The organism is Pseudomonas lutea (genome assembly GCF_000759445.1).
GTDB lineage: Bacteria > Pseudomonadota > Gammaproteobacteria > Pseudomonadales > Pseudomonadaceae > Aquipseudomonas > Aquipseudomonas lutea.
Genome location: NZ_JRMB01000001.1, coordinates 1,153,527 through 1,165,601, shown reverse-complemented (window position 1 = coordinate 1,165,601; position 12,075 = coordinate 1,153,527). Strand labels below are relative to the sequence as shown.

The following is a 12,075-nucleotide window of genomic DNA, read 5'->3' as shown; positions in this document are numbered from 1 at the left end:
TTTTTTCGGATTCATCCGCTGACTGAAATGGAATAGGAATAAGCATCGTATGAATTCCACTGAGCGGAACGACAACGCCAAAGAAACGGGAGTGGGCGCAGTCTCGCGCCTGTTTGCAGTGCTTCGGGCGCTGGGTGAGTGCCCCGACGGGAGCGAGCGCGTGACGCAACTGGCGCAGCAGGTCGGGCTGTCGCAGCCGACCACTCACCGATTGCTGCGCAGCCTGATGGAAGAGGGCATGGTCGAGCAGGATGTGCGCAGCAAGCGCTACCGCTTGAGCCTGGAATTCTTTGCCCTGGCCGCGCGCGCCGGGCAGTCCGGTAACTTGCGCGATGTGGTGCGGCCCAGCTTGCTGCGTCTGTCGGCCTCGCTGGGAGACTCGCTGTTTCTGCTGGCCCGCAGCGGTTTTGATGCCGTGTGCCTGGACCGCAGCGAAGGGCCATACCCGATTCGCACCTTCACCGGCGATATCGGCGGGCGCGTGGCGTTGGGCGTGGGGCAGGGCAGCCTGGCGATTCTGGCGTTTCTGCCGGAGGAGGAGCGCGAAACCGTGATCCGCTACAACCTGCCGCGCCTCCGCGACTTTCACCTGTACGACGAGGTGATGCTGCGCTCGGAAATCGACACCGTTCGCCGAAGCGGTTACGCCGCGCGCAACACCGGCGTGCTCGAAGGCATGGCCGGTCTGGCGGTGCCGATCCTTGACCGCGACGGCCGGGCAGTGGCCGCCCTGAGCGTCGCGACCATCAGCGACCGCCTCAATGGCGACCGCATGCCCACCGTCGTGGAGATGCTCAAGCGCGAAGCCGCCACCATCAGCCACAAAATCAACCCGTTCGATCCGGTACTGCGACGACCCTCCCAAGTGTTCGGCCAGCGCGAGTGACCTGACACTGCCAAAGGGAGTTCTGCAAAGCCCCCTGGGCGTGCCGACAAAGCGTTCACGTGGCTGAATGACGTCGCATTGACGCTTTTCGGCCGTCCGTCGGTTGCACTTGGCCATTATTCAAGAAGCCCCTCGCGGTGTCGAAGCAGTTTAGGCAGGCGCCTTGCTTTCGGAACGCTCCGAGACGACGGCACAGGGACGTGACCAGCCTTCACTAAAACTCCGGCGATCCCGGAGCAGGTTGCCCTCCCTTTTGAGATGTCCCGTATGTCGAAATCCCTCAGATTGCAGATCCTCGCGCTGCTCACCGGCAGCCTTGTACTGGTCGTGCTCATCGCCCTTGCCTGTTTCCAGTTCCTGTCCAGCAACGTGCATGCCTACCGCGGCTTGCTCGAAGGCCCGCTGCAGGCGTCGCAACTGGTCGATCAGGCCAACCTGCAATTCAAGGTGCAAGTGCAGGAATGGAAGAACGTGCTGTTGCGCGGCAAGCAGCCCGCCGACCGCGATAAATTCTGGTCGCAGTTTGAAGATCAGGAGCGTCAGGTTCAGGACACCCTCGGTCGTTTGAGCGCCATGAATGGCCTGGATGCGGTCACTAAAGCCCAAGTCGATACCCTTCGCGACGAGCACCGCAATCTCGGTGGCGCGTACCGCAAAGGCCGTGATGCGTACGTCGCCTCGGGTGGCGACCCGGTCGCCGGCGACCTGGCGGTGAAGGGCGTTGACCGCGCCGCCAGTGAACAGATGAACGGGTTGGTTGAGGGCCTGCGCAAGCAGAGCGACGCTCAATCGAAGGTCATCAGCAGCACGGCCGATCAGACCATCCTCGTCGGCACGCTGGTGATGCTGGCGTCGGCGTTGCTGGTGGGCGTGCTGACGCTGTGGATGGTCAACCGCAACATCGTCGGACCGATCACCATGCTGATCGAGTACGTGGCGCAGCTGAGCCAGGGACGCTTCAGTGAACGCGTCAACGTCACCCGTCAGGACGAGCTGGGGCGACTCGCCATTGCAGCCAATACGCTGCGCGATTTCCTCGCCGACACCTTCACCCGTCTCAAGCGCAGCACCACCGATCTGGACAGTGCCGGCGGCGAGCTCAAAGCCATTGCGGCGCTGATGGCTCAGGGCACCCACGAACAGTTCGAACGCACTGATCAAGTGGCGACGGCGATGACCGAAATGTCCGCTACCGCCCAGGAAGTTGCTCGCCATGCGGCGCAGGCTGCTCAGGCCGCCGACGAAGCGGACCGCAGCTCGCAGGACGGCAGCAAGGTCATGGGCGCGACGATCACCGCCATCACCCAGATGCGCACGGAGATCAGCAACACGGCCGACGTGATTCGTCGTCTCGAAGCGGACAGCGGGCGCATCGGCAAGGTCCTGGAAGTGATTCGCGGCATCGCCGAGCAGACCAACCTGCTGGCGCTGAACGCCGCGATCGAGGCCGCACGGGCGGGTGATGCAGGCCGTGGCTTTGCCGTGGTCGCCGACGAAGTACGCACGCTGGCGCAACGCACCGCGGCCTCCACTGCAGAGATCAATCAGATCATCAATTCGGTGCAAACAGGCGCGGTGGACGCTGCCCAGGCCATCGAGAGCGGCCAGGCGCGAAGCCAGGAAAGCGTCGATCAAGTCGCACTGGCAGGTGCCTCACTGCAGCGCATCACTTCGTCCGTCGAAGCGATCCGCGACATGAACCGCCAGATCGCCACCGCGGCGGAGGAGCAGACGTCGGTCGCCGAAGACATCTCGCGCAACCTCACGGAAATCACCGCCATCGCCACCACCAACCAGAGCAACGTCCAGCGCACGCAAACCGCCAGCCAGGATCTGCATGTGCTGTCGGTGGGGCTTAATGATGTGATCTCGCGGTTGAGCGCGTAAGCGTCAGGCTTCAGATAATGATCGTTCCCACGCGGCGCGGGTACGATCGGTATCTCTCTGCCGGAACGCCGTTGCTGTAGGAGCGCGCTTGCCCGCGAATGGCTCGTACGGCCGACACAGCTCTGGGGGATGTTCTATTTTTCGCGGGCAAGCGCGCTCCTGGAACTGACCGCATTCCCAGTCAGACGGTCTCTGCCGGAACGCTGCCAGTTCAGAGCGGTTCTTATTGGGAGGGGAGACGGGGTGGTGTGCCTGGTTGCTTCAGCCTGATTCGCAGGCTGGCACAGATCCCGAACGCGGCACAAAACCTGTAGGAGCCGGCTTGCTGGCGAACCCGGTCAACCAGCTATATAGACGTCGACTGACACGACGGGTTCGCCAGCAAGCCGGCTCCTGAAGAATGGGATTTCATCCGACTAACGGGGAGGTGCCCGCGAATGGCGCGTACAGCCGACACAGCTTTGGGGGATGTTCTATTTTTCGCGGGCAAGCGCGCTCCTAGAATAGATCGCGTTTCTTCAATTGCACGGTCTCTGGCGGAACGCTGCCGGTGTAGGAGCCGGTCTTATTAGGAGGGGATTTCATTCGATTGACGGTGGTGTGCCTGGCTGTTTCAGGCTGATTCGCAGGCTGGCACAGATCCCGAACGCGGCACAAAACCTGTAGGAGCCGGCTTGCTGGCGAACCCGGTCAACCAGCGATATAGACGTCGACTGACACGACGGGTTCGCCAGCAAGCCGGCTCCTACGGAATGGAATTTCATCCGACTAACGGGGAGATGCTCGCGAATGGCGCGTACAGTCGACCCAGTTCTGGGGGATGTTCTATTTTTCGCGGGCAAGCGCGCTGCTGGAACTGACCGCATTCCCAGTCCCACGGTCTCTCTGCCGGAATGCTGCGCTCCTACAACTGACCGCATTATTCAGCGATCCAGGTTGTGCCACCCAGCGTCACGGGCTCACTGCTGTCGAAACACCAACGCCTTGAGGCCGCCATCCGGGTCGATGTCGGCGAACTCCGGCGGATTTTCCAGCCGCTCGACAAACCGCAAACCCGGCGCCTCGCGGGTCACGCCTTCGATGAGGAAGTCCGCGCCCAGCGCCGGGTCGTTCATGCATGCCAACACCGTGCCCTGGGCCGTCAATAACTCCGGCAACTTGCGCAGCACGCGCTGGTAATCCTTGGTCAGCAGAAAACTGCCTTTCTGAAACGAGGGAGGATCGATGATCACCAGGTCATAGGGCCCGGTGCTTTTCACCTTGCCCCAGGATTTGAACAGTTCGTGCCCAAGAAACGTGACTTTGCTCAGGTCGTGGCCATTCAACCGGTGGTTGTCCCGACCTCGACTCAGTGCCGCGCGGGACATGTCCAGATTGACCACAAAATCCGCATCACCCTCAATCGCTGCAACCGAAAACCCGCAGGTATAGGCGAAGAGGTTCAACACCCGTTTGCCAGCGGCGTTGGCGCGCACCCAATCGCGGCCGTAGCGCATGTCGAGGAACAGCCCGGTGTTCTGCTTCTTGCCAAAATCCACGAGGTAGCGCAGACCGCCTTCGGTCAGCGTCCACTCGTCCTGCACTGTGCCGAGCAACGCTTCGGTGTGGCTGTCGGGCAGATAGCGGTGCTGCAACAGCAGCGTATGCGCGCCGGACTGCTGCCAGACGGACGATTCGATCAAGGTGCGCAAACGCCGCTTGAGCGCCGCGAGTGCTTCATCCTCGGGCGCCTTGAACAGCGACACGAGTACCACGCCTTGCATCCAGTCGACGGTCAGCTGCTCCAGCCCCGGCCAGCGACGACCGCGGCCGTGGAACAGGCGGCGGGTTTCGGCAGGCGGGGTAGCAAGCGCGTTAAGAAGGAGGGTGTCAAGCAGGTCAAGCGATTCAGCATTCATCGGACGGTGGCGGGTCGGCAGCGGGAAAGGGCGGCATTCTAAACGCAATTACCCGCCGAGCCACCGCCCAAATCCCCCCGCGCTGCAAAAGCCTCAGGCCAGCACAGCCCTCAGGTCGCCGTCGCGCCCTGGGGTTGCACGTCCGCCACGTGTTCGCTGGTTTCCGGCACGGCCAGCCACAGCAGCACGAAGGCCACGGCGGCAATCGCCGCCAGGGTCAAAAACGCCGCGCTGTAGCCTGCTTCACGCACGACAAGACCGGCCAACCCGTTGCTCAGCGCCGCACCCAGCCCGAACACTGTCGAAATGGCGCCCAGGCTGACGTTGAAGCGCCCGGTGCCGCGGGTCAGGTCTTTGACCACCAGCGGCATCAATGCGCCAAACGCGCCCGCGCCGATGCCGTCGAGCAACTGCACCGCGACCAGCCAGTAAGGGTCGTCAGACAGCACATAGAGCACGCCGCGCAACGGCAGAAAGATGAACCCGGCCAGCAACAGTGGTTTGCGCCCCCACACATCGGCCTTTGCGCCCACCAGCCAGGCCACGGGCACCATGACCAACTGCGCCGCGACGATACAGGCCGAGGTGAGCGGGGTGGCCAGATTTACATCGATCTGTGAAAGCTTCTGACTCACCAGCGGCAGCATCGCCGCGTTCGCCAGGTGAAACAGCCCGCAGCAAATGGCGAACACCAGCAGTGGCCGATTATGCAGCAGCGTCGACCAGCCGCTCGGTTGGTCGTGGCCATTGGCATGGCTGGGGTCGAAACCGCGTGCCACGTCGTGATCGATGGCGGACGCATCGACAAACGCCACCGCGACGATGCTCGCCAGCGCCATAAAGGCCATCAGGTAGAACACCGCGATCGGCCCGTACAGCCAGGAGAAAATCCCCGCCAGCAGGGCTGCGCAGGCATTGCCCGCATGATTCCAGGTCTCGTTGCGCCCGGTTCGGCGAGTGAACGCCTTGGGTCCGGTGATGCCCAGGGAAATGGCAGCAATGGCCGGAGCAAACACGGAACCGGCAATGGCACTGATGCTCTGGGTGATCGCTACCCAGGTGAACGAGTGAATGAACGGCAGCACCAGACAACCCGCGGTCACCGCCAACGCGGCCACGATGACCACGAGCCGCTTGCTGAGGGTGCGGTCAATCAGCGCACCCGCCGGGGTCTGTGTGACCAGTGCCGCGATGCCGGCCAGCGTCATGACCAGCCCGATGCTGGCCGGATCCCACTTGTGTACTGCCAGCAAATAGATCGCGAGGTACGGGCCCAGGCCGTCACGCACATCCGCCAGGAAGAAGTTCAGGCCGTCCAGAGAACGGTTATTGCGCACATCGGACGGATTGCTCAAGGTCGGCATCACTCTGTTCGCGCTACAAGCGAAACGGCTGCAGCATGGACAAATGACCCGCCGTCCCTGGGTTGGTTCGCGAGACTGTTGCGGCTTGCGTAAGGGACTTTCTTGTCAGGGTGTTTGAATCGCGACCGGTGCAGGCATAAGCTTCCCGCCATTGAAACGACCGGACGTGTGAGGTCCGGCTGTCTACCGAACATTTTTAGCTCAGGAACCGCCATGTCCAGTCTGTTTCCCGCTGCCCGTCCACGCCGTCTGCGCAGTAACGAAAACTTCCGTTCGCTGTTTCAGGAGAGCGAATTCACCCTCAATGATCTGGTGTTGCCGATCTTCGTCGAAGAAGAGATCGACGAGTTCGTGCCCATCAAGAGCATGCCCGGCGTGCAGCGTATCCCCGAGTCCAGGCTGGCTCAGGAAGTCGAGCGCTATGCCCGCGCCGGCATCAAATCAGTCATGACGTTTGGTGTGTCTCATCACCTGGACGCCACTGGCAGTGACACGTGGCAGGAAAACGGCCTGGTCTCGCGGATCTCGCGGACCATCAAGTCCGCCGTGCCGGAAATGATCGTGATGTCCGACACGTGCTTCTGTGAATACACCGATCATGGCCACTGCGGCGTGATGCACGGTGGCCACGTCGATAACGACGCGACCATCGAGAACCTCGGCAAGCAAGCCGTGATGGCGGCCCGTGCCGGTGCGGACGTGATCGCGCCGTCAGCGGCCATGGACGGTCAGGTCAAGGCGATTCGTGCGGCCCTCGACGCGGCCGGCTTCACCCAGACGCCGATCATGGCGTACTCGACCAAGTTTGCCTCCGCGCTCTATGGCCCGTTCCGCGAAGCGGGCGGCTCGGCGCTCAAGGGCGACCGCAAAAGCTATCAGATGAACCCGATGAACCGCCGCGAAGCCTTGCGCGAGTCCCTGCTCGACGAGGCCGAAGGTGCCGACGCGCTGATGGTCAAGCCGGCAGGCGCGTACCTGGACATCATCCGCGACATCCGTGAAGCCTCAAACCTGCCGCTGGCCGCGTACCAGGTGAGCGGTGAATACGCGATGATCAAATTCGGTGCCCAGGCCGGCGCCATCGATGAACACCGCGTCGTGCGCGAAACCCTCGGCGCGATCAAGCGGGCGGGCGCGGACCTGATCTTCACCTACTTCGCCATGGACCTGGCGTTGAGCGGTATTTAAGGTCTTTTGACTGGCAAACGCGGTGGGTCATCCACGGTGTCGCTCACTCACCGCGTCCACCTGTAGGACCCGGCTTGCTGGCAAACGCGGTGGGTCATCCACCACCGATGTCGCTGACTAACCGCGTTCATCTGTAGGAGCCGGCTTGCTGGCGAACGCGGAGGCTCATCCACCACCGATATCCCTGACTGACCGCGTTCATCTGTAGGAGCCGGCTTGCTGGCGAATGCGGTAGGTCAGCGCCGACGTTATCCACCGACGGATCTGTTCGCCAGCAACCCGGCTCCTACGGACCCGTGTGTGGCCAGAGATCTGTTTCGGTCAAGGCCTCAGGCATCCCCGACGTCGTGGTCACGCCGCGCTTCTATTCCCCACGTCCGCCTGCACATGCGCGGCCTGCCACGCATCCAATCCGCCGATCAGCGCTTTGCCCCGGGTAAGCCCATGGGCGTGGAGTTTTTCTGCCAGCAATGCTGCCGACAACTCGTTAGGGCAGGCGCAATAAAAAACCATCTCTACATCACCCAGCCGCTCCACCCACGGCGCAATTGGCTCTTCAAGGCTGATCGACACCGCACCCGGAATCCCTTCGATAACCGCTGCATGAAAACTCGGTCGCACGTCAATGATCACCGGGGCATCGTCGCTGTCTCGCAACGCCAGCAGTTCCGGCACCGTAATGCGAGGAATCCGCGCCGTGCGGGCCCTGAGCCGACGGCGCTTGGCATACTTCCAGGCGATGAACAGACCCAACACCCCCAGCACGCTGACAATGGCGACTGGAATGTAGCCGCTCAGCCAGTCAAGCATTGGAATCAAGGCGTCGCTGAACAGCATCCCCAATAGCAGCGCTGAACCCGCCCAGATAAACGAGCCAGCAAGGGAATAGCGCACGAACACCCAGATTGGTGTGGCGTTCATTCCGGCCACTGTCGTCACCAGCGCGCCCGCGCCGGGCAGAAATTTGGACAGCAGCATGGCCCGAGGCCCGACGCGCTCATACACGGTCAGACCCTGACGAATGCAAGTGTCCTGGGAGAGGGAAATCCTGCAGATTGTTTTCAGCAGAACCCCGCCATAGCGCTTGCCCGCCCAGTACCACAAGCCATCGGCAATCAGGCAGGCGACCATAGCCACCAGTACACCGGCGCCCAGCAGCGGCTTGCTCTGCATGGCCAGCGCACCGGTGACGATCAGTGTCGGATAGGCCGGCACCGGCAAGCCAATCTGTTCCAGCAGCACGTTGACGAACACCAGCAACAGCCCGTGGCTTTCATTCAGCTGTTGCAGTTCGTTCATGGCGAGGCCTGTTCGGAATGTTGGCAAGCAGAAGAGTGCCGGTAACGTCGCCTGAACAACCCTTTTGTGTCAACGCCGGATGTGGCGGGATGGGGCTGTCAGTTGTTTGCGCGGCAACGCAGCCGGGGGCAAGTTCTATAGCCAGCCTTGATCGAAACGATTGCCATGGCTGATTTCCATCAACCGGAGGTGGTCCCTAGAATTTGAGGCCTCAGCAATCAACGCAATTCAGGGAGCTATTCATGGCTATTGAAATCGGTATCAGCGAGCAGGACCGTGCAGAGATCGTTGAAGGGCTGTCCCGGCTGCTGTCGGACACCTACGTGCTGTATCTGAAAACCCACAACTTCCACTGGAACGTCACCGGCCCGATGTTCCGTACCTTGCATCTGCTGTTTGAAGAGCAGTACACCGAACTGGCGACTGCAGTGGATTCCGTTGCCGAACGCATTCGCGCCCTGGGTTTCCCGGCGCCAGGAACATACGCCACCTACGCGCGGCTGTCGTCGATCAAGGAGGAGCCGGGCGTGCCTGCGGCTTCCGACATGATCCAGCAACTGGTCGAGGGCCAGGAAGCAGTGGTCCGTACCGCTCGCGAGCTGTTCCCACTGTTGGAAAAGGTCAGCGACGAGCCCACTGCGGACCTCCTGACCCAGCGCATGCAAGTCCACGAAAAAGCCGCCTGGATGCTGCGCTCGCTGCTCGAAGGCGACGGATTCGTTGCCTGAGCTTGATGGCGCTCCCACGGGCCATTTCCGGCTGAAGCCGGTCCCACTGACTATGAGCAACCTGCGGGACCTGCTGCGCGCAACCCTGTGGGACCGGCTTTAGCCGGGAAAGCGTCAGCGGCAGCACCGCAACACCGCAGCGCCATAACGATTCAGCGCTTCTGCAGCCAGCCCAAAAAGTTGTTTTTCTTGATGACCACCGGCTTGCGCATGAGCACATGCTCCGTCCCTTGTTGCCGCACGGCCTGGAGTTTGTTGAGTGCGGTGGTGATTTCGACCCGTTGTTCCATTGCCTGGCGGGTGGCCGCCTTGTCGATTCGGTAAATCACGCACGAGGTGAGGGCGGTGAAGCGCGCCCGCGACGGCGTGTCGGCCAGTATGCTTTGCTCCCCCATGACTTCGCCCGGGCCCATGCGCCCTGCTTCTACCATCTCGCTGCCGTCCTTGATGCTCGCCGATACCACGCCGGTGGCGATGACCAGCAAGCCGTCGGTGATTTCATCCACCTCGACAATGGTCTGCCCGGCGGTGTATTCACGCGCGGTCATGTTCTGCGCCAGCTGATTCTTCTCCTCGGCGGTGCTGGTGCGGAACACCTTCACCTCATCAAGCAGCGCCCGTGGCCGTGAAAGGGCTTCGGCCGTGGTTTCCGACTGCCAGGCGATGCCCGCCGCTTCCAGGTGCCGATACGCCAAATCGAACAGCAGATTGCGTACGTCACTTTTGTTGTTCAGATCGCTGATGAACCCGGTCACGGCGTATTCGATGGTCGTCGGGCTGGTTTCCTTGACCACCGCGCGAGGCTTGGGGGTTTGCAGCAGGGCGCTGCAACCTTGTAGCGCCCGCTCCAGCGCATCAAGCACGCGGCGCGGGCGGATGTGCGGCGACATCATGATGTTGATGGACACGCCGTGAATATGGACCGGTCGGCTCAAATTCACGATCTTGGCTTTCGCGGCCACGGAGTTGGGAATCACCACCATGGTGCCGACCCCTGTCAGCAGGTGCGTCGCGCGCCAGTCGATGTCGATGACCTTACCTTCCATGCCGTCGATGGAGATCGAATCGTCAACCTGATACGGCTTGGTGGTGTTGAGGATGATCCCGGAGAACACGTCGCTCAAGGTGCTCTGCAGGGCCAGACCGACGATGATCGCCATCGCCCCGGACGTCGCCAGCAGGCCTTTGACCGGAAGCTGCAGCACATACCCGGCCGCGGCAACGATGGCGATGAGGAAAATTACCGCACCAATCACCTCTTGCAGGAGCCGGCCGCTGTGCCCGACGCGGCTGGTCAGTGCCAGCCCGAGCACGACTGTCAGGGTCCGTGCGGCGTAGATCCACCAGATAATCGCCAGCGCCGTCGCGCCAAACTGCAGCGCACTGTCGTCGGGCCATTCCGGCGCTTCCAGCGGGCTCACGCCGGCATTGATGATCACCAGACTGTAGGCCAGGAACAGCGCCAGCCGCGTGGCGATCCGCGCCAGCCGATTGCGCTCGGCCAGCAGGTGCCAGGCCAGCGCGTCGGCGAGCAACAGCAGCAGGCTCCACGCCAGCGAATAATGGGGGACGAGGGTCGACATGGGCGGTTTCCGCAAAGATAAGTGCAGGGCCGGACTGGCTCGCGCGAAGGCGCGCCGACAATGTAGGCAGCGGCATGAGCGATGTCTATAACCGATGGGGTGCGCAAATCGGTGAAACAAGCACATTGCTTCAAGCGCAGGGCGCGCGGCACCCGGCAGTATCGGGCCCCTCACTTCTTGCGATTCGAGGCCTCTCTATGCGCTCACCTCATCTTTCACTCACACGCTCGGTGGCCCTCGGGCTGGTCCTGTGCGCGGGTGCCGCGCTGGCGCAGGCACCCGCGCAACAGAAAACCCAAGTGCCTGGGTACTACCGCCTGGCCGTCGGCGACTACGAGGTCACGGCGCTGTTCGACGGTTACAACGACCTCGCGCCAAGCTTGCTCAAAGGCATGAAGCCAGACGCCATCCGCGCATTGCTCGCCCGCCGCGACATTGATACCCCCGGCGTGCAGACGGCTTTCAACGCGTTTCTGGTCAACACGGGCGAGCACCTGATTCTGGTGGACACTGGCGCCGGACAATGCATCGGCGAAACGGCGGGCATGCTTACGCAGAACATCAGGGCGGCGGGGTACCAGCCGGATCAGATCGACACCGTTTTGCTCACCCACCTGCACCTGGATCATGTTTGCGGCCTGGTGGACGCCGACAAGCAACCGGTATTCGCCAATGCCACGGTCTATGCCGCGAAGCCCGAAGCCAATTATTGGCTTGACCCCACTGCCATCAGCCGTGTGCCGGAGCAGGCCCGGGCGTATTTCAAGATTGCCCAGGACTCAACCGCGCCCTACATCGCGGCCGGCCGCTTCAAGACCTTCGCCCCGGGCGACTCGCCGGTCCCGGAGGTCACCACCGCACTGGAGGCAGGCCATACGCCGGGCAGTACCACCTACCGCTTCAGCTCCAAAGGGCAAACCATCCTGTTCATCGGCGACCTGATCCACAGCCTTGCGGTGCAGTTTGATCACCCTGCCGTCAGCATTGCCTTCGACGAGAACAGCCAGAAGGCCATTGCCAGCCGTGATCAGGTATTCACCCAGACGGCCAGCCAGAAAATCTGGGTCGCCGCCGCGCATTTGCCTTTCCCGGGCACCGGCCACATCGTCGCCATCGACAAGCACTTCCAGTGGGTGCCTGCCGAATACGGTCCTTACCAGCGCGCCGCCCACGTGCCGTTGTTGAAGTAACCGCTGGCCCCGGCGCTGCGACGGCTGCAACTTTGAGCACAGGCGTACAAGT

At 62.3% G+C, this 12,075-nt stretch carries 9 protein-coding genes; 5 read left to right on the top strand and 4 right to left on the bottom strand.

Annotation, left to right across the window (positions count from 1 at the left end; genetic code table 11):
* Positions 1–49 precede the first annotated feature (49 nt).
* Positions 50–886, top strand: a complete 837-nt coding sequence (locus tag LT42_RS04795; RefSeq protein WP_037010370.1) for an IclR family transcriptional regulator — start codon at positions 50–52, stop codon at positions 884–886.
* A gap of 267 nt (positions 887–1,153) precedes the next feature.
* Positions 1,154–2,773 carry a methyl-accepting chemotaxis protein gene (locus LT42_RS04790; RefSeq protein ID WP_037010369.1) on the top strand — a complete coding sequence of 540 codons (1,620 nt, stop codon included), beginning with the start codon at positions 1,154–1,156 and terminating at the stop codon, positions 2,771–2,773.
* Positions 2,774–3,732: 959 nt separating this feature from the next.
* On the opposite strand, the gene LT42_RS04785 is transcribed toward LT42_RS04790, so the two are convergent.
* Both LT42_RS04785 and LT42_RS04780 read right to left on the bottom strand, forming a co-directional pair.
* Complete coding sequence (locus LT42_RS04785) at positions 3,733–4,671, bottom strand: class I SAM-dependent methyltransferase (protein ID WP_037010368.1); 939 nt, start codon at positions 4,669–4,671, stop codon at positions 3,733–3,735.
* Positions 4,672–4,781: 110 nt separating this feature from the next.
* Positions 4,782–6,035 carry an MFS transporter gene (locus LT42_RS04780; protein ID WP_420806878.1) on the bottom strand — a complete coding sequence of 418 codons (1,254 nt, stop codon included), beginning with the start codon at positions 6,033–6,035 and terminating at the stop codon, positions 4,782–4,784.
* 213 nt (positions 6,036–6,248) lie between these two features.
* Here LT42_RS04780 and hemB point away from each other — a divergent pair, with 213 nt between their 5' ends.
* Positions 6,249–7,223 carry a porphobilinogen synthase gene (hemB, locus tag LT42_RS04775; RefSeq protein WP_037010366.1) on the top strand — a complete coding sequence of 325 codons (975 nt, stop codon included), beginning with the start codon at positions 6,249–6,251 and terminating at the stop codon, positions 7,221–7,223.
* A gap of 351 nt (positions 7,224–7,574) precedes the next feature.
* On the opposite strand, the gene LT42_RS04770 is transcribed toward hemB, so the two are convergent.
* Positions 7,575–8,522, bottom strand: a complete 948-nt coding sequence (locus LT42_RS04770) for a VTT domain-containing protein (RefSeq protein WP_037010364.1) — start codon at positions 8,520–8,522, stop codon at positions 7,575–7,577.
* A 242-nt stretch (positions 8,523–8,764) separates the two neighbouring features.
* On the opposite strand from LT42_RS04770, the gene LT42_RS04765 reads away from it, so the two are divergent.
* Positions 8,765–9,250, top strand: coding sequence for a Dps family protein (locus LT42_RS04765; RefSeq protein ID WP_037010362.1), 486 nt, complete (start codon positions 8,765–8,767; stop codon positions 9,248–9,250).
* A gap of 152 nt (positions 9,251–9,402) precedes the next feature.
* On the opposite strand, the gene LT42_RS04760 is transcribed toward LT42_RS04765, so the two are convergent.
* A complete protein-coding gene (locus LT42_RS04760) occupies positions 9,403–10,833 on the bottom strand; it encodes a mechanosensitive ion channel family protein (protein ID WP_037010360.1) in 1,431 nt (476 codons plus the stop codon).
* 197 nt (positions 10,834–11,030) lie between these two features.
* Between LT42_RS04760 and LT42_RS04755 the strand changes: the two genes are divergently transcribed.
* Entirely contained in the window at positions 11,031–12,023 is a 993-nt protein-coding gene (locus LT42_RS04755; RefSeq protein ID WP_037010358.1) for an MBL fold metallo-hydrolase, read from the top strand.
* Positions 12,024–12,075 lie beyond the last annotated feature (52 nt).